The 23,295-nt window shown below is 64.2% G+C and carries 19 protein-coding genes; 8 read left to right on the forward strand and 11 right to left on the reverse strand.

Annotation, left to right across the window (positions count from 1 at the left end):
• Positions 1 to 7: 7 nt before the first annotated feature.
• On the forward strand, positions 8 to 1,705 hold the full coding sequence (locus tag FVP60_RS04490; protein WP_147825033.1) for a PspC domain-containing protein: 1,698 nt from the start codon (positions 8 to 10) through the stop codon (positions 1,703 to 1,705).
• Positions 1,702 to 2,136 carry a hypothetical protein gene (locus tag FVP60_RS04495; protein ID WP_147825034.1) on the forward strand — a complete coding sequence of 145 codons (435 nt, stop codon included), beginning with the start codon at positions 1,702 to 1,704 and terminating at the stop codon, positions 2,134 to 2,136. Before FVP60_RS04490 ends, FVP60_RS04495 begins: the two co-directional genes overlap by 4 nt.
• A 103-nt stretch (positions 2,137 to 2,239) precedes the next feature.
• Here FVP60_RS04495 and FVP60_RS04500 read toward each other — a convergent pair whose 3' ends face one another.
• Positions 2,240 to 3,253 carry a glycerophosphodiester phosphodiesterase family protein gene (locus FVP60_RS04500; protein WP_147825035.1) on the reverse strand — a complete coding sequence of 338 codons (1,014 nt, stop codon included), beginning with the start codon at positions 3,251 to 3,253 and terminating at the stop codon, positions 2,240 to 2,242.
• Positions 3,254 to 3,386: 133 nt separating this feature from the next.
• Between FVP60_RS04500 and FVP60_RS04505 the strand changes: the two genes are divergently transcribed.
• Positions 3,387 to 4,415 carry a Bax inhibitor-1/YccA family protein gene (locus FVP60_RS04505; protein WP_147825036.1) on the forward strand — a complete coding sequence of 343 codons (1,029 nt, stop codon included), beginning with the start codon at positions 3,387 to 3,389 and terminating at the stop codon, positions 4,413 to 4,415.
• Between the two features lie 656 nt (positions 4,416 to 5,071).
• On the opposite strand, the gene FVP60_RS04510 is transcribed toward FVP60_RS04505, so the two are convergent.
• The 7 genes from FVP60_RS04510 to FVP60_RS04540 all read right to left on the reverse strand — a co-directional run bounded on the left by FVP60_RS04510 (position 5,072) and on the right by FVP60_RS04540 (position 12,091).
• Entirely contained in the window at positions 5,072 to 6,448 is a 1,377-nt protein-coding gene (locus FVP60_RS04510; RefSeq protein ID WP_187240555.1) for a glycosyltransferase, read from the reverse strand.
• A 22-nt stretch (positions 6,449 to 6,470) separates the two neighbouring features.
• On the reverse strand, positions 6,471 to 8,051 hold the full coding sequence (gene guaA, locus FVP60_RS04515; RefSeq protein ID WP_147825038.1) for a glutamine-hydrolyzing GMP synthase: 1,581 nt from the start codon (positions 8,049 to 8,051) through the stop codon (positions 6,471 to 6,473).
• Positions 8,048 to 8,530 carry a DUF3817 domain-containing protein gene (locus FVP60_RS04520; protein ID WP_147825039.1) on the reverse strand — a complete coding sequence of 161 codons (483 nt, stop codon included), beginning with the start codon at positions 8,528 to 8,530 and terminating at the stop codon, positions 8,048 to 8,050. The genes guaA and FVP60_RS04520 overlap by 4 nt, the downstream gene beginning before the upstream one ends.
• A gap of 80 nt (positions 8,531 to 8,610) precedes the next feature.
• Positions 8,611 to 9,429 carry an SURF1 family protein gene (locus FVP60_RS04525; protein ID WP_147825040.1) on the reverse strand — a complete coding sequence of 273 codons (819 nt, stop codon included), beginning with the start codon at positions 9,427 to 9,429 and terminating at the stop codon, positions 8,611 to 8,613.
• Positions 9,430 to 10,548, reverse strand: a complete 1,119-nt coding sequence (locus FVP60_RS04530) for a GuaB3 family IMP dehydrogenase-related protein (protein ID WP_147825510.1) — start codon at positions 10,546 to 10,548, stop codon at positions 9,430 to 9,432.
• A gap of 58 nt (positions 10,549 to 10,606) precedes the next feature.
• Entirely contained in the window at positions 10,607 to 10,891 is a 285-nt protein-coding gene (locus FVP60_RS04535) for a DUF2277 domain-containing protein (RefSeq protein WP_147825041.1), read from the reverse strand.
• Between the two features lie 681 nt (positions 10,892 to 11,572).
• A complete protein-coding gene (locus tag FVP60_RS04540) occupies positions 11,573 to 12,091 on the reverse strand; it encodes a MarR family winged helix-turn-helix transcriptional regulator (protein WP_147825042.1) in 519 nt (172 codons plus the stop codon).
• A 38-nt stretch (positions 12,092 to 12,129) separates the two neighbouring features.
• Here FVP60_RS04540 and FVP60_RS04545 point away from each other — a divergent pair, with 38 nt between their 5' ends.
• Positions 12,130 to 13,083 (forward strand): DMT family transporter, encoded by a 954-nt coding sequence (locus tag FVP60_RS04545; protein WP_147825043.1) that lies wholly within the window; start codon positions 12,130 to 12,132, stop codon positions 13,081 to 13,083.
• Here FVP60_RS04545 and FVP60_RS04550 read toward each other — a convergent pair.
• Positions 13,080 to 14,783, reverse strand: coding sequence for an ABC-F family ATP-binding cassette domain-containing protein (locus FVP60_RS04550; protein WP_147825044.1), 1,704 nt, complete (start codon positions 14,781 to 14,783; stop codon positions 13,080 to 13,082). The genes FVP60_RS04545 and FVP60_RS04550 overlap by 4 nt on opposite strands.
• A gap of 355 nt (positions 14,784 to 15,138) precedes the next feature.
• Entirely contained in the window at positions 15,139 to 16,641 is a 1,503-nt protein-coding gene (guaB, locus tag FVP60_RS04555; protein ID WP_147825045.1) for an IMP dehydrogenase, read from the reverse strand.
• A 373-nt stretch (positions 16,642 to 17,014) separates the two neighbouring features.
• Between guaB and FVP60_RS04560 the strand changes: the two genes are divergently transcribed.
• The 4 genes from FVP60_RS04560 to FVP60_RS04575 all read left to right on the forward strand — a co-directional run bounded on the left by FVP60_RS04560 (position 17,015) and on the right by FVP60_RS04575 (position 21,227).
• The gene (locus FVP60_RS04560; RefSeq protein WP_246132457.1) at positions 17,015 to 18,370 is read left to right on the forward strand and encodes a branched-chain amino acid ABC transporter permease; all 1,356 of its coding nucleotides are present in this window, start codon (positions 17,015 to 17,017) and stop codon (positions 18,368 to 18,370) included.
• Between the two features lies 1 nt (position 18,371).
• Positions 18,372 to 19,355: a branched-chain amino acid ABC transporter permease gene (locus FVP60_RS04565; RefSeq protein ID WP_147825046.1), complete on the forward strand. Its 984-nt coding sequence runs from the start codon at positions 18,372 to 18,374 to the stop codon at positions 19,353 to 19,355.
• A gap of 253 nt (positions 19,356 to 19,608) precedes the next feature.
• On the forward strand, positions 19,609 to 20,496 hold the full coding sequence (locus tag FVP60_RS04570) for an ABC transporter ATP-binding protein (RefSeq protein WP_147825512.1): 888 nt from the start codon (positions 19,609 to 19,611) through the stop codon (positions 20,494 to 20,496).
• Positions 20,493 to 21,227 (forward strand): ABC transporter ATP-binding protein, encoded by a 735-nt coding sequence (locus FVP60_RS04575; protein WP_147825047.1) that lies wholly within the window; start codon positions 20,493 to 20,495, stop codon positions 21,225 to 21,227. The genes FVP60_RS04570 and FVP60_RS04575 overlap by 4 nt, the downstream gene beginning before the upstream one ends.
• A 761-nt stretch (positions 21,228 to 21,988) precedes the next feature.
• Here FVP60_RS04575 and FVP60_RS04580 read toward each other — a convergent pair.
• Positions 21,989 to 23,272, reverse strand: a complete 1,284-nt coding sequence (locus tag FVP60_RS04580; RefSeq protein WP_147825048.1) for an ABC transporter substrate-binding protein — start codon at positions 23,270 to 23,272, stop codon at positions 21,989 to 21,991.
• Between the last annotated feature and the right edge of the window lie 23 nt (positions 23,273 to 23,295).

Consider the following 23,295-nt stretch of genomic DNA (forward strand, 5'->3'; position numbering starts at 1 on the left):
TAAATACATGACAACGCCAACCGACCGCCCCGCGGCCGAGCCAACGCGAGATGCGATAGCCGCAAGCTCACCGGTTCCGATGCCTGCGCCAGCGCCGCCAGAGAGCGCGTTTTTCGGCTGGATTCGTGACGCCGGCATCGTCCGCACCCGCGGCTGGTTTGGCGGCGTCGCGGCCGGCATCGCCGGTCGCACCGGCATTGACGTTGCCCTCATTCGCGGCATCTTCGTCGTGATTACGCTGTTGGGCTTTCCCGCCGTGCTGCTGTACGCGATCCTGTGGCTCGTGCTGCCAGATGAAAGCGGCGCAATTCCACTGCAGCTGCTGTGCCGTGGCCGCTTTCAGCCGCAAATGATCGGCATTCTGGCGACCTTCTTGTTTGCCCTCATTCCGTTCAACACGCTCGCCGCTCGCGCCTGGCAGGCTCTCACGCAACCGGCGATCTTCGTCTCCGATTCCGGTGGCACGACCTACTATTCCGGCACCGCGTACGACGTGGGCTTTTCGTACGCGCCCTGGGGGCCGACGATGCTCGCGATTGGCGCCGTCGTACTTGCGCTCATCGCGGCCGTTCTCATCGTCGCTGCCGCGCGCCGCCGACGGGGAACACGCGACGCCGCCGCGGTTGGCACGACCGCAATGGTTAACGCTGGCTCCGCGGACGGTGTCTCGATGCCCGCCGCTTTAGCACCCAGCGTCGCCGGCATGAGTGCGACGCCCGGATCTGCTATCGGCTCCGACGCGGAACCATGGGTTGCGACGTCCGCTGGCGGTGCAGAACCGCAGGCCGACGCTCGCGACGCAGGTGCCACCGCGCCAACCGACCCCGATGAGTTCGCCCAGTGGCGAGAGCAGCACGCTCAGGCCCAGCGCGATCGCGAGGCTTTCTTGGTCTCACAGCAAGACGACGCGTCAGCAAAGCAGCGGGCCGAGCGGGAGAACGCCGATCAGCGTGGTGCCTTCCTCAGGCAGTTGAGCGCCCGACGGGCCGAGCGTCGCGCCACCAATCCCCGCGCCAGCGTGGGCTACAACCTCGGAATCATCGGCCTTGCCGCCGTCGTTGCCTGCGTGGTGATTCTCACCTGGATGCCACACGGCTTCGCCGAATCGCTGGCATTGGGCGCTTTCAGCGGTGGCGTCGTACTCGGATTGGGCATGGTGCTGGCCGGCGCCATGCGGCGCCGTAGCGGCTTTCTAGCCCTCGCAACGGTGGCAGCCCTTGCCGTTGGTGGCGCTTCCGTCGTCGGTACACGGCCGGGAGATGTGGTGTGGGATGGCGCGAGTGTGTTCGCCGGAACCATGCCCGAGGTCAACCAGCCGTTTGGCGCGCTCACGGTCTATGCGAGCCCCTCCGAGCCACGCCAAACTCCGCTGAACATCAACAAAGGCGAGGGTTACACCGTCATCTTCGTGGAGGCCGGCATCGACCTTGAGTTTGAAGCCGCCCTCAGCCCCGGCTCCCATGTCAGCGTGTCTATTGAGAAGGCGACGGGCGAGTACGGCGGCCAAGACATTGCCCCCACCGCGCGCGATGGCGTGGAGATGTATGCGGTCGACATCGACACCTACCGTGAAGACCTTCCCTCTTCGACTCAGAAAATCACCCTCGAGCAGACCAACGGCTGGGTAGAAATCGTGGTGCTTCCCGACTGGAGCAACGGTGATGTTTCCACCCATATCGATCCGAAGATCACGGTGAAGAAATGAAGGACGACGACATGACGAACGAGGCCGCCATCCCCGCCGCACCTGAACTCACCCTCGACGCCGCCCCGACCGAGGCGCTAATGCCTGACGCGAGCGAAATGCCTGCACCTGAGGAGACCAGCGAGAAGGCGGCGACAGCGCTCGCTTCGTCAGCTGCGCATGCCCTGGTTCCGCTCGGGGTGGCGGAACCACGCACGCGCTGGGCGGGGATCATCTGGGGTCTGTTGCTCGCTGCGATCGCTGGCGGCGGCTTGATGTTTGTGCTCACGAACGGCTCAGCGAACCTGACGTCGTGGGTCATGACGTTCACCCCGTTTACGCTCGGCATCTACGCCGTGCTTGTGCTTGCCGCCCTCGCCGTCGTGACGGCGTTGGTGGCACTGGTAAGACACGCGCAGAAGACTTTCGCTGCGCGCCGGGCTCGCCTCTAGCGAGCCGCAAGCGGGGGTGCGTTCGGGACCGCACCCCCGCTTTTCTCTGCCCGCCGACGGGCGCGCTGTTGATACCAGGCGCTAGCGGGTGCGGCGACGGACGTTAGCGGGCGCGGAAGAAGTTGACGCCAAGGTCGGCGTGGTCGACGAACACGCCATCGACACCGGAGTCACGGATAATGGCCCACTCGTCTTCGTAGTGGCCATACGCGCTCTTGTCTGACGAGGAGCGAAACTGTCGAATCAAGAACTGATTTTCTGGCCGCACCGTCCAGGTGAACACGCGCAAGCCCCGCTCGTGCGCATCGGCGACGACCGACGACGGCCCGGCGGAGCGCCCCAACCGATCGGGGGCGAGAATCACGCGTTTGTCCACGCTGATGCCGTCTACCTCGGCGGCCAATCGGTCAAGGCCTCGCGGGCTGAACTGCGCGGCATAGCCAATGGCGCGCTCGCCCTGCCTGGCGACCAGGTCAAACGCGGTGCCCTTACTCTCCAACAGGTAGATGTAGCTGGCCTTGATGCCGGAATCACGCAGCTGCATGAGCACGGTTTGCTCAAAGCTCTCGATCCAAATGGGGAGCTTGCCCTGATCCCATCCGGCGGCGCGCAGCTCGGCCGGCAGCAGGTCAGCGTGGGCGAGACCGATCGATTCGAAGTAGGTGGCGTGTTTGATCTCCAGCACCACACCGATGCGTCGCCCCTGTTCGAGCGAGGCGCGTTCCACAATCTCGAGCAGATCGCTCAGCCGCAGAATGCCCTGCTGGCCGTCAAACGTGGCACTGTTCGGCCGAATCTTGGGCAACCGCTCCCGCGAGCGCAGCGTCGCCAGCTCATCCCACGTGAAATCCTCGGTAAACCAGCCGGTGAGATCGATGCCATCGATCTTCTTGGTGGTCTTGCGATCAGCGAACTCCGGGTGAAACGCAACATCCGTGGTTCCGGAAATCTCGTTCTCATGCCGCACCACGATGACGCCGTCTTTTGTCATCACCAGATCGGGCTCAACCGCGTCCACACCCATCGCGAGAGCGAGGTCATACGAGGAGCGTGTGTGCTCTGGACGATAGCCGGGGGCACCCCGATGACCGATGACGAGCGGGGTGGGGCGAGGCACCCGTGAAGCATAGTCGCTGAGAGCGAACGAATACCGAGAAGTTGCTTAGATCACGCGAAATCACGCGGTTCGACTACTAGTCTGTTGGAAACAGCAAATGCTGTGCAGCATAGTTACGGAGCGTGAGTCACACATGGCCCTCAGAAACCCCGTCTTCAACAGCGACGCGTTCTCTCAGGACTCGCGCGCCGCTCAGACTTACCCCGGCTACGCGCCGAAGGGCGCACCGAGCCCCGCATACGGCGCGCAGACCAACCAGTACGGTCAGCCCCAGTATGGCCAGCCGCAATACGGCCAGCCGCTGACGCCCCCGAACGCACAGAACCCGCAGCAGGCGCAGAACCAGGCCCAGTGGTCTTCGGCTCAGCACGCCGCACAGCAGGCCGCCTACCAGGCACAGATGGAGGGCATGTACGCCGCTCCTTCCGCTGGCGCGCTCGAGACTGACCGCATGACGGTGGAAGACACCGTGATGAAGACGGCCGGCCTGTTCGCCGTGCTGCTGATCACGGCGGTTGTCGGCTGGGTGTGGACGCTCGGCGGCACCTTCGACCCGGCACGTGCGACCTCATACTCGATCATCCCGTGGGCTGTCGGTGCTCTTGGCGCCTTCGTGCTCTCGATGGTGATCATCTTCTCGTCACGCAAGAAGGTTCGCCCGGGTCTGATCCTGGTTTACGCGGCCCTTGAAGGCTTGTTCATCGGTGGCATCTCGGCCTTCTTCGAGGGCCTGTACCCCGGCATCGTCGTGCAGGCGACGCTCGCGACCGTCTCGGTTGTTGGTGTCACGCTGGCGCTCTTCGCAAGCGGAAAGATCCGCGCTTCGAAGAAGGCGACCAAGATCTTCATGATCGCGATGATCGGTTACCTGGTCTTCTCGCTGCTCAACCTCGTGCTGATGTGGACCGGCGTCGTGCAGAACCCGTGGGGCATGCGCGGCGCGCTGATCTTCGGCATTCCGCTCGGCGTCATCATCGGTGTGTTCGTTGTGCTGATGGCGGCGTACTCGCTGGTTCTCGACTTCGACAACATCCAGCAGGGCGTCAAGAACGGCGCACCCCGCCAGTTCGCCTGGATGGGTGCCTTCGGCATCATGGTGACGGTGGTCTGGCTTTACGTCGAGATCCTCCGCATTATCGCCATCGTGCGCGGTAGCGAGTAACATCTCCGCACGAAAGGGTCGCCTACGGGCGGCCCTTTCGTCGTTTCTGGGGACATGCGCGTGGGATCTGCTGGCCCCGCGTGCCGTGGTTCCGCGGTTCCGTTGTCGCGTGCGCCCTGGTTCCGCGGTTCCGGCATCGTGTGCCCTGGTTCCGGCGCTCAAGCGCGACGCGAGGGAAGGAGATCAACGCGAGAGAAGGAAACCTCAGCCCGATTCTCCTACCGCCGGCGTAATCTCCTTCTCCCGCGTGTGCGGAGCGGAACCACGGCGGCGGAACCGTGGGGTTCCGCCGCCCATATGCGCCCTGGTTCCGGTGCTCCCGCGCAACGCGAGGGGAGGAGATAAACGCGAGGGAAGGAAACCTCAGCCCGATTCTCCTACCGCCGGCGTAATCTCCTACTCCCGCGTGTGGAAAGCGGAACCACGGGGGGGGGCCGGCAGCCATGTGCGCCGCGGTTCCGGCGCCCACGCGAAACGCGAGGGAAGGAGATCAACGCGAGAGAAGGAAACCTCACGCGAATCCTCCTGCTGCCGGCGTAATCTCCTTCTCCCGCGTGTGGCGAGGGCGGAGCCGTGGCGCGCGGAACCACCAATCACCGGCATGAGTGCAGATCCACGGACCCACGGGGTGCGGAACCGGTGTCGGCCACCGCGGATCAGCGGCGGGTGGGGCGCGAGGCGACAGAGCGCACGAGGTCGGCCCACTGCCGACTCACGGCCCGTCGCTCAAGCGGGGCGACGGCGGAGGGTGCTTCGGCAACGAGTTGGGCGTGCAGCGCCGAATCATGCAGCACGTCGAGTATCGCCGCGAGCAGGGCCGGCTCATCGCCCGAGGGCACGAGCATCCCGCCGCCGCGCTGCAGCACATCACGCGGTCCGTAGGCGACGTCGTAGCTGATGACGGGCACACCGGCGGCGAGCGCCTCGCCCACGACCAGCCCCTGGCCCTCAAACGCGGTAGTCAGCAACAAGAAATCCGCGTCGCGGTAACACTCGGCCGGGTCAGCGACATGACCGTGCAATGTGACGGATTCGCTGAGGCCCAGCTCGATAATGAGTGCCGCGAGACGCTCCCGCTCGGGTCCGTCGCCAAAGATATCTAACCGAGCCTCGGGCACGTCGCGGATCACCGCAGCCCACGCCCGGATAGCGTGATCAACGCGCTTTCCCGGTGCAAGACGGTTCACCATGACCGCGCGACGAGCGGCGCCTCCCGTCGACGCAACCCCACCAACCGACGCAGACTCCCCCACTGCTGAGGCAGAACCCACACCCAACGCACCAGAATCGACACCATTCGGCACCACGACGTCGGCGCGCGCGGTGCCGAAGCGTGCGCGCACATCGGCCGCCTGGGCCTCGGTGGGCCACACCACGGTGTCAAACAGATCGGCGATGGCAAACCAGTTCGTCCACAGCGCGTTCACGGGCGCATCTGGCGTGTACGGCGGCTCCAAGTGGTTGGTGTGGACCGTGTGAATGATTCGCGCTGGCGACTGCCACGTCGCGAGCAGCTCACCGAGTTGCCTGGCCTCCACAATCACGACGCCGTCGGGTGGAACCACGTGGCCGAGCCAAGCGCGGTATAGGCCGCCAAAACCAGCAACACTGCCGATCGGCTCCCCCGCTGCGTCGTAGACGATGACGGGGGCGTCGCTGGCGTGCCAACGCGGGTCGCCGGCGATGATCGGCAACGACAAGACGCGCACCCCTGCGGCGTCGAAAAAATCCGTGTAGTCCACTGCGGCCGGCACCGTGGTTCCGGTCGCAGCGTTCCGCAGCCACGACGCGTCGGCGCGCGCATCGTCAAACAGGTTTCGCATGCGCTCGGCGTCGTGCAGTTCGCCGCGGCGCACCCACTCGGCGCGTTGCTCGGCATGATCGGCGGTCGCACCGGGGTCGACGGTCAGCACGGTGACGTCAATGCCTTCGCTGTGCAAGTCGTAGGCACGACGCATCACGGCACGAGCAAAGCCTCCATCCTGATCAGGGATCAGTCTGGAGGCCAGCACGAAGCACGGCGCCTCAGTCATGAGTCGCCGTGCTTCGTGAAACTTACTCCCACTCGATGGTTCCCGGGGGCTTGGAGGTGACATCGAGCACGACGCGGTTCACGTCGCGCACTTCGTTGGTGATGCGGTTGGAGATCTTCGACAGCACGTCGTACGGCAATCGCGACCAGTCGGCCGTCATGGCGTCTTCACTCGACACCGGGCGCAACACGATCGGGTGGCCGTAGGTGCGGCCATCGCCCTGCACGCCAACGGAACGCACATCGGCGAGCAATACCACGGGGCACTGCCAGATCTCGTTGTCCAGGCCCGCGGCGGTGAGCTCTTCACGCGCAATCGCGTCGGCGTCGCGCAGCAGATCGAGGCGATCCTGCGTGACTTCACCGATGATGCGAATGCCGAGGCCGGGGCCGGGGAACGGCTGGCGCGCAACGATCACTTCGGGCAGACCCAGGTCGCGACCGATCTGGCGTACCTCGTCTTTGAACAGGGTGCGCAGCGGCTCAACGAGCTCGAACTGCATGTCTTCTGGCAGGCCGCCGACGTTGTGGTGGCTCTTGATGTTGGCCGTGCCCGCGCCGCCGCCCGACTCAACCACGTCGGGGTACAGCGTGCCCTGCACGAGGAACTTGATCGGCTCGCCCGCCTCTTTCGCCTCGTCAACGAGTTGACGCTGCACGGCTTCGAACGAACGGATGAATTCGCGACCAATGATCTTGCGCTTGGTCTCGGGGTCGGTGACTCCGGCGAGAGCGTCCAAGAACTGCTGGCGCGCGTCAACGGTGACCAGGCGCACACCGGTGGAGGCGACGTAGTCCTTCTCCACCTGCTCGCGCTCACCCTTGCGCAGCAGCCCGTGGTCAACGAAGACGGCAACGAGCTGGTCGCCGACAGCCTTGTGTACGAGTGCGGTCGAGACGGCGGAGTCGACGCCGCCAGAGAGGGCAGAAAGCACGCGAGCGTTGCCAACCTGGGCGCGAATGCGCTCCACCTGCTCAGCGATAACGTTGCCGCTGTTCCAGTCGTTGGCCAGGCCCGCAGCGCGGTGCAGGAAGTTCTCGATGACCTGCTGTCCGTGGGCGGAGTGCTTGACCTCGGGGTGCCACTGCACGCCATAGAACTTGCGCTCATCGTTGCTGAACGCCGCGACGGGTGCACCGGCGGTCGATGCGTTGACCGTGAAGCCCTCGGGCGCCTTGGCGACCGAGTCGCCGTGGCTCATCCACACGTTCTGCTCGGCCGGAATGCCATCAAGCAGTACCGAGTCTGTGGAGGTCACGGCATTTGTCGCGCCGTACTCGCGCAGACCGGTCGCAGCGACCTCTCCGCCGAGGGTCTGAGCCATGATCTGGAACCCGTAGCAAATGCCGAGCGTCGGAACGCCGAGGTCAAATACGCCAGGGTCAAGACGCGGGGCGCCCTCTTCGTACACCGAAGACGGACCACCCGAGAGGATGATTCCGACGGGGTTCTTCGCCTGGATGTCAGCAGCGGTCGCCGTGTGCGGCACGATTTCGCTGTACACACCCGCCTCGCGAACCCGTCGCGCAATCAATTGCGCGTACTGGGCACCGAAGTCGACGACCAGGACCGGGCGTTGCACGGTCTCAGGAGTCTCGGTCACTTTGCCTCCGTTAATGGCTGAGGAGTTGGATCTGATTCTGCCGCGTCGGCCTCGCGCTGCGCCAGATAGGCGCGCACGTCACGCGCGGTGCGAACTTCAAGGAAGAAGCTCAAGAGCGGAACAATGCCGCCGAGCGCCAGCAGCAAGAAGCGCGGGAAGGCCCAACGCATCATGCTCCACACGCGGAAGCAAGCGAAGAGATACACGACATAGAACCAGCCGTGTACGACCAGAATGACGAGCGACAGGTTGATGCCGTCGCCGGTAGATTCGAGCCCATTCGCGGTCTCAACGACGGGCGCGAGCCACAAGAAACCGCCCTTGCCACCGAGGAAAAGCTCAAGGTGAATCGGCGTGTACTTCAGGATCATCTCGGCGCACAGCAACAGCAGAAAGACACCCGTGATGACAGACGCAATCTGGTAAAACTTCAGTGCACCGCGAATCGCCGGGAACGAGGCGAGTTTCGGGGCGGCCATGTCTTCTATCCTAACCGGTGCGCTCTGAGCCACTGGCCACGCCTGTACGCGCCGAAACGAGCCTGAAACTCGCGGCTTGCCTACGCTGTCGCGAGGTCGGGGTGGTCTTCTTCAAACTGCTCGACTTCTTTTTCCCATGCGTCTTTCGCGAGGCGGTACCACATGAAGAATGCGAAGCCCGCAAACACGATCCACTCGATCGCGTAGAAGATGTTCAGCCAGTTGACTGAGCTCTCCTCCGTCGGCGGCAACGCAATGATCGTGTCGAGCGAACCCATCGCGCTTTCCGATGCCAAATACGGGCGGTACATCGCCAACCCATCGGCGTCATGCCAGAAGCCCAGCAGCTGCGCGGGCGACATGCGCGCCATTTCGGTGATGGGCTGGCTTGCCCGCGGAGGCATGATGCCCTCGTCAGAAATGATGCGGCCGGTCAGCGCCACGTCTTGCGGCGGCGCAGCGTTGAGCTCGGCGGCCACCGCGTCTGCTTCCGCGCGGCTCTCGGTCCATCCGACAGCAACGGCGAGAGAGGTCGGAACCTCGGTGTCGGCGATACGTAGCTGCCCGGTTACCCAGTACCCCTCGACGCCGTCATTGTGGCGCGATGAAACCACCAGAAAGTCGTCGGCGACGAAGGATCCCGCAACCTCAACCCGGTGGCCGACGAATGGTTCCGGCAAGTATTGCCCCGGCGTCACCACGTCAGCGATCGGCTTGATTTCTTCGGTGACCTCGATGGGCACGGGGTCTTCATCAACGGCCATGTCGAGCTGCCACTGCCCCAGCCAGGCAAACACTCCGGCGACGATCAGCGCGAGCCCGAGCACGCCCAGCCACCGCGGGCGCAGCAGCACCTCGCGGAGCGTCGGCGGAAACAGCGGCGCCTCGACTGCGGTCATTTACTGAGCGAGGTAGGGCGCGAGCACAACCTCAACGCGCTGAAACTCTTTGAGGTCGCTGTAGCCGGTGGTGGCCATCGACTTCTTCAGCGCACCCATCAGGTTTGCGGTGCCGTCAACGACCGGCGTCGGCCCGTACAGCACCTCTTCGAGCGTGCCAATCTGCTCTACCTGTACGCGCTTGCCGCGCGGCAGCGACGGGTGGTGTGCCTCGGGGCCCCAGTGGTAACCGGAACCAGGAGCGTCGGTTGCGCGCGCGAGCGCGACACCCAGCATGACGGCGTCCGCGCCCATGGCGAGGGCCTTCACGATGTCTCCCGAGGTTCCGACGCCACCATCGGCGATGACGTGAACGTAGCGGCCGCCAGACTCATCCATGTAGTCGCGGCGTGCGGCTGCGACGTCGGAGACGGCGGTGGCCATCGGCGCGTGGATGCCGAGCGTGGCGCGCGTCGTGGAGGCGGCTCCGCCACCAAAACCGACCAGCACGCCGGCGGCGCCGGTTCGCATCAGGTGCAGGGCTGCGGTGTAGGTAGAAGCGCCTCCGACGATGACCGGAACATCAAGGTCGTAGATGAACTTCTTCAAATTGAGGGGCTCGGCGCTGGAGGAGACGTGCTCAGCCGACACCGTGGTTCCGCGAATCACGAACAGGTCAACGCCCGCGGCGACAACGGTTTCGTAGAGCTCCGCGGTGCGCTGCGGGGAGAGTGAGCCGGCCACCGTGACACCCGCCTCGCGGATTTCGCCGAGGCGCGCGGTGATGAGCTCGGGCTTGATGGGCTCGGCGTACACCTCTTGCATGCGGCGCACCACGTCATCGCCGTCGAGCGATGCGATCTCGGCGAGCAGTGGTTCCGGGTTTTCGTATCGCGTCCACAGACCCTCGAGATCAAGCACACCGAGGGCGCCGAGGCGTCCGAGCTCGATCGCGGTCTTCGGGCTCACAACAGAGTCCATCGGTGCACCGATGACCGGGGTCTCAAACTGGTAAGCGTCGATGGACCAGGCCGTCGACACATCCTCCGGGTTGCGGGTGCGTCGTGAGGGTACGACGGCGATGTCATCGAACGTGTATGCCCGGCGAGCGCGCTTACCGCGTCCGAGCTCGATCTCCATGGTCACCCCCTCAGCCTACCCTTGCGACGGCACGGCGTCGAAAGCCGCCCACAGCACACTACGAAGCGGCCCGGTCGTAGCGACCAGACACCTGCGCGCGAGCGCGAGCCTTGGCCGCTTCCTCCTCTCGGTTCTTTGGTGGCCGAACAGCGACCAGGTCTTCAAGCAGATGACGGGTGGCGTGAGCGATCTCCGCCACGGCGCGGTCGAACGCCGCCTGATTTGCCTGCGACGGCTTGGTGGTTCCGGCGATCTTGCGCACATATTGCAGCGCCGCGGCATGCACCTCATCGGACGTCGCGGCGGGCTCAAAGTTGTGAAGCGTGTGAATGTTGCGGCACATGCCCGCACGTTACCTCGTGGTTCCGACATCCTCAATGGTTCCGACGGGCTCGGGGTTCCGGTGGGTGGCGTGGTTCCGGGGTCGGGCTCCAGGTTCCGCCGAGTTCCATGGCTCCGCTGCCCTCCATGGCTCCGCTGCCCGATCCGCGCCCTTCACCCTGTTCTGCACGAGTAAACACGCAGATGAGCGCGAAACCACGGCGTGTCGCGCGAAACGCTCGATCTGATCGTGCAGAACAGGATTCTGATCGTGCAGAACAGGAGGGTGCACTCCCACAAGGGGGCGCGGGGCCCGGACGCTGGCGCGGGTGCCGGAACCAACCCCGGGGCGCGGAACCAGCGGGTGCGCGAGACCCCCAAGGTCCGCTGCCTGGATCCGCGCCCTTCACCCTGTTCTGCACGAGTAAACACGCAGATGAGCGCGAAACCACGGCGTGTCGCGCGAAACGCTCGATCTGATCGTGCAGAACAGGATTCTGATCGTGCAGAACAGGAGGGCGCACTTCCACAAGGGGGGCGGGGCCCGGACGCTGGCGCGGGTGCCGGAACCAACTCCCAGGGGCGCGGGCCCGAGGCCGGAACCAGGGGCGCCGGCCGGAGGCCGGAACCAAACCCCGGGGCGCGGAAACGCACGTCGAAAATCCATCGGCCCGGAACCAACCCCCGCGGGCACAGTTGCTGGTTACGACTGCGGGGCGGCGCGCAGGGCGTTGCCCCAGGCGCGCAGCGTGGCGGCGAAAGCCTCAGGGTCGGCGATGCCCTGGATCAGCCGATGCTCAAGAGCCAGGTGCGCGGTGAATGCCTCATCGACCAACGCCAACCCCTCGCTGCTGAGCCGAATATTGCGGCGTCGGGTGTCGACGCTGTCAATGGTGCGGATAATGAGTCCGCGTGCTTCGAGGCGGTCAATGCGCTTGGAGAGGCCGCCTGTGGTGATCATGGTGTGTTCGGCGAGTTCACCGGCGGTGCGCTCGTACGGGGCGCCAGCGCGACGAAGTGTGGCGAGCACGTCGAATTCGCCCTGCGAGAGGTCGAAGTGGCGGAAGTTCTCGTCGAGCGCGTCGTCAAGCAGCCCGGCGATGCGATGTAGCCGACCGACGATCCCCTGCGGCGAGGGGTCTGTATCCGGGCGTTCGCGGCGCCAGGCGGCGACGATCGCATCGACCTGATCCGGTTGTTGCGAAGTGAATTTCTCCGACATAACCCCATTATATCTTCCCAGGAAGTAATATGTCTTCCATGGAAGCGAAATCTCGACTTCGGTGGATCCTCCTCACCGCCATCGCACCCCTCGCCTGGGGCAGCGTCTACGTCACCACGCGCCAACTGTTGCCGCCCGATTCGCCGCTGTGGGGTTCCGTCTTTCGCGCCGTGCCCGCCGCGATCATTCTGCTACTCGTCTCGCGCAAGCTACCGCGCGGGCAGTGGATTTGGCGCTCGTTTGTGCTCGGATTTTTGACCGTTGGCGGCTTCTTCGCGCTGATCTACGTGGCCGGAACCACGCTGCCGTCGGGCGTGGCGGCGACGCTGATGTCGACGTCGGCGGTGGGAATGCTGCTGTTTGGCTGGGCACTGCTGGGTCAGCGGCCAAAGCTGATGCCCGTCGCGGGCGCGGTCACCGGCATCGCGGGCGTTGCGATCATGGTGGGTGCGTCGTTCAGCGAAATCAACCCGTGGGGCGTGCTGGCCTCGCTGGGAGCGATGACGGCGTCAACGCTCGGATTCGCACTGACCGCGCGATGGGGAGGCGGCATCGCCCCGGTCACGTTGGCGTCGTGGCAGCTGATGACCGGTTCCGTCGTGATTGTGGTGTTGGCGGTGGTCTTTGAAGGGCCGCCACCCATGCTCACCGGCAGCGAGATCGCGGGATTCGCCTACATCAGTGTGGTGTGCACTGCTCTCGCCTATTTCGCTTGGTTCACCGGCCTGCGGCATCTGCCAGCCGCGGCCGTCGGCGCGATCGGGCTTCTCAACCCGGTGTCGGGGGTGGTGCTGGGTGTGCTGATCGCCGGCGAACCGTTTGGTCTGAGCCAAGCGGCAGGCATGGCGTTGGTGATCGCGGGGGTGGCGATCGCCCTCAGCCGAAGCCACACCCCACAACACCGCGCCACGGCGCTCACCGCCGCGAGCGCGCAACCAAGCGAACCCGCGAGCGCAACGTCGACCGCCCCCGCGACCGCACGCGAAAGCTAGCGCGCGCGTTCCACTCTCTTCTCATCCCAAACCGGAGTCGCCGACTCTTCGACGGTTCCGTCTGAACGGAAAATTAAGAACCGGTCGAACGACCGCGCGAACCACCGGTCGTGCGTCACGGCCAGTACGGTTCCGTCAAACCGCGCGAGCGCATCTTGCAGCTCTTCGGCAGAGACCAGGTCGAGGTTATCGGTGGGCTCGTCAAGCAGTAGCAGGGTTGCACCGCCCAACTCCAGCAGCAGCACCTGAAACCGCGCCTGCTGACCGCCGGAGAGCTGCTCGAAGTTCTGCTCGGCCTGCAGGGCGAGGCCGTAGCGGCTGAGCGCGGAGCTTGCCGCGTCGCGCGCCATACCCGCACGGTCATCCTCGCCCCGATGCAAAATGTCGAGCAGCGTGCGCCCGACAAACTCCGGGTGCTGGTGCGTTTGCGCAAACCAGCCAGGAACCACGCGCGCGCCGAGCACCGCACGCCCGGTGTGCGCGACTTCTGCGGCGCGCTGACCCGCGGTCGTGACGTGTCCGAGAGTGCCGTCGGGGTCGGTTCCGCCGCGCGCCAACAGCCGCAGAAAGTGCGACTTGCCGGAACCATTGGAGCCGAGAACGCCGACGCGATCGCCGAACCAGACCTCAGTCGTGAACGGCTTCATGAGGCCGGTGAGTTCGAGATCGGTGGCAACGACGGAGCGCTTGCCAGTGCGGGCACCACGCAGTCGCATGTCGAGATTCTGTTCGCGCGGCTTCTCCTGCGGCGGGCCGGCCGCCTCAAATTTCGCCAGCCGGGTTTGGGCGGCGCGGTAGCGGCTGGTGAGCTCGTCGCTTCGCTTCGCGGCCTCGCGCAGGGCGACGACGAGCTGCTTGAGCTTGAGATGCTGCTCATCCCAGCGGCGGCGCAACTCTTCGAGGCGTTCCATGCGGGCATCGCGGGCGGCGTGATAGGTGTTGAACCCGCCGCCGTGAATCCACGCGGTCGCACCCGCCGGCCCAACCTCGAGGGTTGCGATGCGGTCGGCCGCGCGCGCAAGCAACTCGCGGTCGTGCGAAACCAGCAGCACGGTCTTCTTCGTTTCACGCAGGCGTTCTTCCAGCCATCGTTTGCCCGGAACATCGAGGTAGTTGTCTGGTTCGTCGAGTAGCAGCACCTCGTCGGGTCCGGCAAGCAACGCTTCGAGCGCAAGCCGCTTCTGTTCGCCGCCAGAAAGGGTCGACAGTTCGCGGTATTTCACCCGCTCATATCCGGCCCCGAGCGCCGCCGTTGCGACGCGGTCCCACACCGTTTCATACTCGTAGCCGCCCGCATCCGCATACTCGGCGATCGCCGTCGCGTACGCCATTTGGTTCCGCTCACTGTCATCGTCGATGAGCGCGTTCTCGGTTGCTTCCAGCGCTCGCGCGGCGCGGCGAACTCGGTCCGGAGCAACGTCGACCAGCAGGGTGTGGACCGTTGGCGGGTTTGCGGGGTCGGCGTCGCGCGCGTGCCCGATGAACTGGTCCATCACCCCGAGGCCACCGTTGATGGAAACCGCGCCAGCATCGGGTTTGAGGTCGCCACGAACAATGCGCAGCAGCGTCGTCTTGCCGGCACCGTTCTCACCAATGAGTGCAGTCGTCTTGCCCTCGCCAACGCGAAACGTGATGTCGTCGAGCAGCGGCCGCCCATCGGGCAGCGTGTAGGACACGGCGTTGATGTCAATGAATCCCACGGATCAATTCCTCTCGCCCGCAACAGGCGAGCCTTTCAGAATAGCGGTACCGTGCGGTCGGATACGCCTCTTCGGAGTTTTCATTCGCCTCAAGCTCCCGTGCATGCGCGACGGAACCTCCCGCCGCCAGTGACGTTATGCATCACCGTGTGGTGCCAGTGTGGCTGGTGGGGCAAATGGGGCCGAATACACGAATTTCGTGATGCATAACGCCGCGGCAAAGACCGGAACCTCGGGGCACGTCCCACAGAAGACGGAACCTCGAGGGCGTTCGCGGCAAAGACCGGGACCTCGGGGCCGGCACAAAAACGGAACCTCCCTCCGCGGCGCGGGGGGAGGTTCCGTTTCAGAGAAACTACTTGCGGTAGTTGGGGGCCTCGACGACGATCTGAACGTCGTGCGGGTGTGACTCCTTGAGTCCGGCAGCCGTGATGCGCACGAACTTACCCTTGGCCTTGAGCTCTTCGATGGTGCGGGCACCGACGTAGAACATCGACTGACGCAGGCCACCGACGAGCTGGTAGGCAACCGCCGATGCCGGGCCGCGGTAGGCAACTTGGCCCTCGATTCCCTCAGGAATCAGCTTGTCGTCGCTGGGCACATCGGCCTGGAAGTAGCGGTCCTTCGAGTACGAGGTCTTCTTGCCGCGGGTCTGCATCGCGCCCAGCGAGCCCATGCCGCGATACTGCTTGAACTGCTTGCCGTTGACGAAGACGATTTCGCCCGGCGACTCGTCGGTTCCGGCGAAGAGCGAGCCAATCATCACGGTGTCGGCGCCCGCAACGAGAGCCTTCGCAATGTCACCCGAGTACTGCAGACCGCCATCGGCGATCACCGGAACGCCAGCCTCACGGGCTGCCTGGAAGGCTTCCCAGATCGCGGTGACCTGCGGAACGCCCACACCGGCGACGACGCGCGTGGTGCAGATGGATCCGGGGCCAACGCCGACCTTGACGGCGTCTGCACCCGCGTCGATGAGCGCCTGAGCACCCTCGCGCGTCGCGATGTTGCCGCCGACGATGTCGATGTGAGCAAATGTTGGGTCAGCCTTGAGGCGCGTGATGATGTCGATCACGCCGTAGGAGTGGCCGTTGGCCGTGTCGACGACAATAACGTCGACACCGGCGTCGCGAACCGCCTCGGCACGCTGCCATGCGTCACCGAAGAAGCCGATGGCGGCGCCGACGCGCAGACGGCCCTGGTCGTCTTTCGTGGCGAGCGGGTACTTCTCGCTCTTGTCGAAGTCTTTGATGGTGATGAGGCCGGCGAGCTTGCCGTCATCATCCAGGAGAGGAAGCTTCTCGACACGGTTCTTCGCGAACAGTGCGATGATCTCTTCGGCGGGAATCCCGACGGGAGCGGTGATGAGGTTCTCGCTCGTCATCACGTCTTTGGCGAGGGTTGTCTTGCGCTCAGCACCGGTCACAAAGCGCATGTCGCGGTTGGTGACGATACCGACGAGGCGGCCGTCTTCGTCAACGACGGGCAGACCTGAGATGCGGTACTTGGCGCACGTGGCGTCAACTTCTTCGATCGTGGCGTCTGGCGTCGTGGTGATCGGGTCACTGATCATGCCCGATTCACTGCGCTTTACGCGGTCGACGTGAGCTGCCTGGTCTTCGATCGACATATTGCGGTGCAGAATGCCGATGCCACCCTGGCGTGCGATGGCGATTGCCATTCGAGCCTCGGTGACCGTGTCCATCGCGGCAGATGCGAGCGGCGTGGCAACCGTGATTCGCTTCGTGAAGCGAGATGACGTGTCAGCGTCGCTCGGAATAACATCTGTCGGGCCAGGTAGCAGCAGAACGTCGTCGTAGGTCAGGCCGGTAAAGCCGAAGGGATCATTCTGTTGCATGGATGGGCTCCTCCTGCGCGTGTGGCGCGGTTATCGCGGGGCGAGGGACGTCAACGGCCTTGGACGGGTGGATCTCCCGTGTAAATAGTGTAATTCGACGGCGGCGCAATTTATTCCAGTCGGAGACGTCGCCGACACGCCCGAGCCGTCACAACGCACACCGGCCCGCAACACCCCCTCACGGTTGCGCAACCCCACTACTGACGCGAAATCGAGGTTCCGTTCGCTGTCACACCTCTGGTCACAGCGTGGCAACGACTTGACTTTTCTTCCCCGTTCTCGGCGTTTTCCCAATATGCTCACATTCCACCCGAATCAATGCTGATCGGAGTGCTCGCGATTGCTGGAGATCCCAACAACAAGCGGAGGTTGTGTGTCCCCTTCATTAACCCGAACGCAGTACCGCCAGCGGTGGCGCGTACTTACCCTGCTGTTAGGAGTCTTGATCGCCGGATTGGTGATCATTGCCCCCACCGTCTCGGCGACAGCAAGCACCGTCACCGTGCCGACGGCGACCGCAGCCGTCACGTGTGACCCACCCGAGGAGCAAGAAAGCACCGACTGGCGTTTCAGCGGATTCATTAAGTTCAACGACGAGCCGCTGCCGTGCGTCACCGTCACGATTGAGGGCAACGGCTTCAGCGCCGAAACCGTCACGAATGAGAAGGGCCGCTGGGAGCTGTTCGTTCCGGAAAACGCGGAATACACGCTCACGGTTGACGAAACCACGCTCCCAGAAGGCGTGATCGTTGAGGGCGAGTCGGCATCGCAAACAGTGACGTTCGACCTCACCGGCAAGAAGACGGTCAACCTCTTCTTGGGCGAGGGCGTGCGTGAGACCACCTCGTTCATCGATCAGCTGTGGGGCAGCATTTTCCGCGGCGTCGTGTTTGGCCTGATGCTGGCGCTGGCGGCGATGGGTGCGGCTCTGATCTACGGAACCACGGGGCTGTCGAACTTTGCACACGGCGAGATGGTGTCATGGGGCGCCATCGTCATGATGATCCTCTCGACCATCTGGAACGCCCCGCTGTGGATCGGTATTGCGGCGGCGGTGATCGCCGGCGTTGCGCTGGGCTTCGCGTTAGACGCGGGCCTATGGCGCCCCCTGCGGCGCAAGGGCCTGGGTATCGTGCAGCTGCTCGTGGTGAGCATCGGTCTCGCCATCGCGCTGCGCTCCTTCTACCAAATCTTGATCAAGGGCAACGTGTACGAGGTTCCGGGTCAGAACGCGATGGAGTTCGCGATCGGCCCCATCAAGACCACGTACATCAACCTGATCATCGCGGGCGTGAGTATCGTCGTCATTCTTGGCGTCGCGTACTTCCTCACCCGCACCCGGCTCGGCAAGGCCACGCGCGCCATCAGCGACAACCCGTCGCTGGCATCGGCCTCGGGCATCAACGTTGAGTCGGTCGTTCGCATGGTATGGATGATCGCCGGTGGCCTCGCCGCCCTCGCTGGCGTGCTGTGGGCGTATTACATTCGCGGCGTGAAGTTCGACATGGGAACCAGCATGCTGTTGCTCATCTTCGCCGCCATCACGTTGGGCGGCTTGGGAACGGCTTTCGGCGCCCTCGTCGGCTCGATCATCATCGGTGTCGTCGTGGAGGTATCGCCGCTGTTCATTCCGTCTGATCTCAAGTTCGCTGGCGCCCTGCTCGCGCTGATCGTCATTCTCCTGGTGAGGCCACAAGGCTTGCTGGGACGCAAGGAAAGGTTGGGTTGACATGGACTTCATGGCTGTCCTGGCGGACTCACTCCGCTTCTTGCTCTCCCCCACCACCATCGCGTTTGCGATCGCGGCAACGGGTCTGTCGGTTCACTTCGGTTACACCGGTCTGCTGAACTTCGGTATGGCGGCGTTCATGGCGCTCGGCGCCTACGGCTACGCGATCGGTGTGCTCACCTTCGGCCTTCCGTGGTTTGGTGCGATGGCGCTTGGTTTGATCGCCGCGGTGATCTTCGCGCTCATCCTCGGTATTCCGACGTTGCGATTGCGAGCCGACTACCTCGCCATCGTGACAATCGCTGCCGCCGAAATCGTGCGCCTCATGCTCAACACCGCCGCGTTCGACCCGATCACTGGTTCCAACGACGGCCTTGACGGCTACAACACTGGCTTCCAGGCCGCGAACCCCTGGGTGCTCGCCGGCGGCGACACCTCTGACACATGGGGCTTTTGGACCTGGACCTACACCAACGCCCGTTGGTGGATCATCCTGTTTGGCCTGATCCTGCTGGCGCTGTGCATCGTGACGGTCTTCTTGCTGATGCGTAGCCCGTGGGGCCGCGTTATCAAGGGAATCCGTGAAGACGAAGATGCCGTGCGCTCGCTCGGCAAGAACGTCTTCTCCTACAAGATGCAGGCCCTCATCATCGGTGGCGTGATGGGTGCCATGGGTGGCATCATCTACGCGCTGCCGTCGGCGGTGACACCCGGGTCGTACGTGACCGATATGACGTTCAACCTGTGGACGATCCTGCTGCTCGGTGGTGCCGCCACGGTATTCGGCCCGACCCTCGGTGCCGTGCTGTTCTGGGTGGTTTATGCGTTCCTTGGTTCGGTTATTCCGCACATCGGACTCCCCCTCAGCACCGGTCAGAGTGCGGCCGTCGTGCAGTTCATGATGGGTGTCGCGCTGATGCTCATCGTGATCTTCCGCCCACAAGGAATCCTCGGAGACAAGAGGGAGATGACCTTTGTCAAATAATCAGATTCCCGAAGCCGCGGGGGAAAACTCGGAACCAGTGGTGCCGGAAGTAGAAAGCGTGCTGGAAGTCGAAGGCGTACTAGAAGTCGAGGGCGTGGAGCCGCTCGAATCGGGCGCCGCCGCCGGTGCCGAGGCGAGCGTCGAGGTTCCGTTTCCTGCCACAGCGGAGGCCGCCGAAGAATTGGTGGCCGAAGACAAGGTGTTGGTGGCGGAAGATCTCGTGGCCGACCGTGCAGCGGGTGAATCGGCGACGATTCCTGGCAAGCGCATCAAGTCGACCGGGCTTGCGAAGGGCCCAGGAACGCCCGGTATTCCCAAGGTTGACCCGATCCTGATCGTCGACAACGTCACCCGAAACTTCGGTGGCGTGACGGCCGTTGACGTGAACCACCTGGAGATTCCGCGCCACGCGATCACCGCCCTCATCGGACCAAACGGCGCGGGAAAGACCACGCTGTTTAACCTGCTGTGCGGTTTCGATAAGCCCAACACCGGCTCCTGGACATACGACGGCCACAACCTTGCGGGCGTTCCGTCGTTCAAGGTGGCCCGGATGGGTCAGGTGCGCACGTTCCAGCTCACCAAGGCGCTATCGCTGCTGTCGGTGCTGGAGAACATGAAGCTCGGCGCCAAAAACCAGCGCGGTGAGCGGTTCTGGGCGGCGCTGATGCCGTGGACCTGGGGCAAGCAGGAGACGGAGATCACGGCCAAGGCGCGCGATCTGCTCAAGCGCTTCAAGCTCGACGCGAAGGAACAAGACTTCGCGGCTTCGCTCTCTGGCGGCCAGCGCAAGCTGCTCGACATGGCGCGTGCGCTGATGAATGACCCGACGCTGGTGATGCTGGATGAGCCGATGGCTGGCGTGAACCCCGCGCTCACGCAGTCACTGCTTGACCACGTGCTTGACCTCAAGGATCGCGGCATGACCGTGCTGTTCGTTGAGCACGACATGCACATGGTGCGCCACATTGCCGACTGGGTGGTGGTGATGGCCGAGGGCAAGATTGTGGCCGAGGGTCCGCCGGAGACGGTGATGGAAGACCAGGCCGTTATTGACGCCTACCTCGGCGCCCACCAAGACGTAGACCTCGGCGTTGTGACCGGTCGCATCCCCACGATTGACACGAAGGAGTCGAAATGAGCGATGACATCGTTGTCGAGATGACGAATGTTCATGCTGGCTACCTGCCAGGCATCAACATTCTCAACGGTGCCAACCTGATCGCGCGCCGCGGCGAGTTGATCGGCATCATCGGCCCGAACGGAGCCGGTAAGTCGACGCTGTTGAAAGCCATCTTCGGCATGCTGAAGGTGCGTGAGGGCGAAATCACCGTCAACGGTGAGAGCATTGTCGGCCTCAAGGCCGACAAGCTCGTGCGCCGCGGCGTGGCGTTTGTGCCGCAGACGAACAACGTCTTTCCGTCGTTGACGATCGCCGAAAACCTGCAGATGGGTGTGTATCAGGCGCCAAAGAAATACGCGGAGCGTCTCGAATTCGTTTCGAGCATTTTCGCGGAGCTCGGCGGGCGCCTCAACCAACGCGCGGGATCGCTCTCCGGCGGTGAGCGTCAGATGGTTGCCATGTGCCGCGCCCTGATGATGGACCCGAGCGTGCTGTTGCTCGACGAGCCGAGCGCCGGCCTCAGCCCCGTGCGCCAGGACGACGCGTTCTTGCGCGTCTCGGAGATCAACAAGGCCGGCGTGACGACCATCATGGTGGAACAAAACGCACGCCGCTGCCTGCAGATCTGCGACCGCGGCTACGTTCTTGACCAGGGTCGCGACGCCTACGAGGGCACCGGCCGCGCCCTGCTGAACGATCCGAAGGTCATCGGCCTCTACCTCGGAACCCTGGGAACCGAAGCCGCCTAGCGCGCCACAGGCCCCTTAACAAGGAACCGGACTCCGATGGGAGTCCGGTTCCTTTTTTGTCGGCCTCGCGTCGTGGCGGGCTTGCGTCGGTCGGGCTTGAGTTGTGTCGGGCTTGAGTTGTGGCGGCCCTTCCCCGTGGTTCCAACGCTTCCCCGTGGTTCCAACGCTTCCCCGTGGTTCCAACGCTTCGGGGGCGGGCCTCACACCCTGTTATGCACGATCTGAATCCTGTTGTGCACGATGAGATCGCGCGATCCCCGCGACACGCCGCGAATTCGGGCCCCGCCGCGCGTTTACTCGTGCAGAACAGGAACAAGAGGCACGGAGCCACGATGCCGCGCCCGGGGAACGGGGGCACGGAGGCGCTGACGCCCGGGGGCTGGAGGCGCTGACGCTCACGGGGCGGGCCTCACACCCTGTTATGCACGATCTGAATCCTGTTGTGCACGATGAGATCGCGCGATCCCCGCGACACGCCGCAAATTCGGGCCCCGCCGCGCGTTTACTCGTGCAGAACAGGAACAAGGCGCATGGAACCACGACGCGGCGCTCGGGAGGCACGGAACCACGCCGCGGCACTCGGGGGCACGGAACCACGACGCTCACGGGGCGGGGCGCGGAACCCAAGGGCCCCAAGAGCCGGCGGGGCGCGGAACCAAAGGGTCCCAAGAGCCGGCGGGGCGCGGAACCACGGGATGGCGGGCGCGGGGGTATGCGAAAGGGGAGGAGCCCGGTGGGCCCCTCCCCTGCGCTGTATCTAATTAGTCGATACGGGTGGTCATGTTGTCTGCCAGGTACTCGTAGGTACCGATTGCAGCGCCCTTCGGGTCACCGTTCTCGTCGAACGTGACGTCTCCGGAGTAACCGTCGTAGTCGATCGTCTTGCCTTCAGCGATGAGAGCTGCGCACGCGGCGAACTCGGTGCACTTCTCGCCGTCACCGGTTCCGCCCGAGATCTCAGCCATCTTGGCAGCCATGTCGGCGCCGTCGGTCGAGCCAGCAGCAAGTGCTGCCAGAGCGGTCAGGATGACGCCGTCGTATGCCTCAGCGGCGTACGTGAAGTCGTTGACCTCGCTGTTGCCAGCGGCCGTCCATGCAGCCTGCAGGCGGTCGGTGAAGTCGTCTTCCAGCTTCGGGCCGGGGCGGGTGCCCTTAGCGCCGGTCAGGTCGATCGACATGTCGGGTCCGTAGTTCGACAGGTTGCCGTCAACCAGGTACATCTGGTCAGCGGTGATACCGGCCGAAACGAGTGCCGGCGCGAGCGCCTTGAACTCTTCGTACGAAACAATTGCGACCGCGTCAGGGTTGGCTGCAACAACAGCCTGAATCTGAGCGTCGAACTGCGTGTCACCGACGTTGAACGTCTGGTGCTCAACGACCTCGCCACCGGCACCTTCGAAGGTCTCGGTGATGGCGGCGTCAAGACCGGAACCATATGCGTCGTTCTGGTAAAGCACGGCGAGCGTGGCGTGACCATCATCAGCGATCAGGTTGCCGAGAACTTCACCCTGCAGCAGGTCGCTGGGGGCGGTGCGGAAGTACAGGCCGTTGTCGTTCCAGTCAGTGAAGTCGGGCGACGTGTTCGACGGCGAAATCTGCATGATGCCCGCCTCAACGTTTCCGTCAAGGATGAGCTTGGAGACACCGGACGAGGCTGCACCGATGAGGGCGGTGATGCCCTTACCGCGCAGGCTCTCGATGCTGGTTTCGAAGGCCTTCGTCTTCGTGTCACCCTCATCAACTGCGGTGTAGTCGATCGTGATGCCAGCGTCGGCCGCGTTGACCTCCTCAACAGCGAGGAGAACGCCCGATTCCATGGGCGGGCCGAGGAATGACAGCGAACCGGTCTGCGGCAAGAGAGAGCCGAGCTTGAGGGTCAATGCCTCACCCGAGGGTGCGGAGCTTGTGGAGTCGGTTGTGGGGTCGGTCGTCGGGTCTTCGCCGCCACCACCAGTGCTGCAACCAGCAAGTACGAGTGCACTGGCAGCAGCGAGCGCCACTCCAGCGAACACCTTGCCCTTGCGGGCCTTCAGGGTTCCGTACATAAACGCTTCCTTACGTTCATCTG

This window comes from Microbacterium mitrae (assembly GCF_008017445.1).
Lineage (GTDB): Bacteria > Actinomycetota > Actinomycetes > Actinomycetales > Microbacteriaceae > Microbacterium > Microbacterium mitrae.

Bases quoted from the DNA above. Each gene is read 5' to 3' on its own strand.
- FVP60_RS04525 (WP_147825040.1), bottom strand. From the start codon at position 9,429: ATGACCGCAGTCGAGGCGCCGCTGTTTCCGCCGACGCTCCGCGAGGTG.
- FVP60_RS04510 (WP_187240555.1), bottom strand. From the start codon at position 6,448: ATGACTGAGGCGCCGTGCTTCGTGCTGGCCTCCAGACTGATCCCTGAT.
- FVP60_RS04575 (WP_147825047.1), top strand. From the start codon at position 20,493: ATGAGCGATGACATCGTTGTCGAGATGACGAATGTTCATGCTGGCTAC.
- guaB (WP_147825045.1), bottom strand. From the start codon at position 16,641: ATGCAACAGAATGATCCCTTCGGCTTTACCGGCCTGACCTACGACGAC.
- FVP60_RS04565 (WP_147825046.1), top strand. From the start codon at position 18,372: ATGGACTTCATGGCTGTCCTGGCGGACTCACTCCGCTTCTTGCTCTCC.
- FVP60_RS04530 (WP_147825510.1), bottom strand. From the start codon at position 10,548: ATGGAGATCGAGCTCGGACGCGGTAAGCGCGCTCGCCGGGCATACACG.
- FVP60_RS04545 (WP_147825043.1), top strand. From the start codon at position 12,130: ATGGAAGCGAAATCTCGACTTCGGTGGATCCTCCTCACCGCCATCGCA.
- FVP60_RS04535 (WP_147825041.1), bottom strand. From the start codon at position 10,891: ATGTGCCGCAACATTCACACGCTTCACAACTTTGAGCCCGCCGCGACG.
- FVP60_RS04540 (WP_147825042.1), bottom strand. From the start codon at position 12,091: ATGTCGGAGAAATTCACTTCGCAACAACCGGATCAGGTCGATGCGATC.
- FVP60_RS04490 (WP_147825033.1), top strand. From the start codon at position 8: ATGACAACGCCAACCGACCGCCCCGCGGCCGAGCCAACGCGAGATGCG.
- FVP60_RS04580 (WP_147825048.1), bottom strand. From the start codon at position 23,272: ATGTACGGAACCCTGAAGGCCCGCAAGGGCAAGGTGTTCGCTGGAGTG.
- FVP60_RS04495 (WP_147825034.1), top strand. From the start codon at position 1,702: ATGAAGGACGACGACATGACGAACGAGGCCGCCATCCCCGCCGCACCT.
- FVP60_RS04520 (WP_147825039.1), bottom strand. From the start codon at position 8,530: ATGGCCGCCCCGAAACTCGCCTCGTTCCCGGCGATTCGCGGTGCACTG.
- FVP60_RS04505 (WP_147825036.1), top strand. From the start codon at position 3,387: ATGGCCCTCAGAAACCCCGTCTTCAACAGCGACGCGTTCTCTCAGGAC.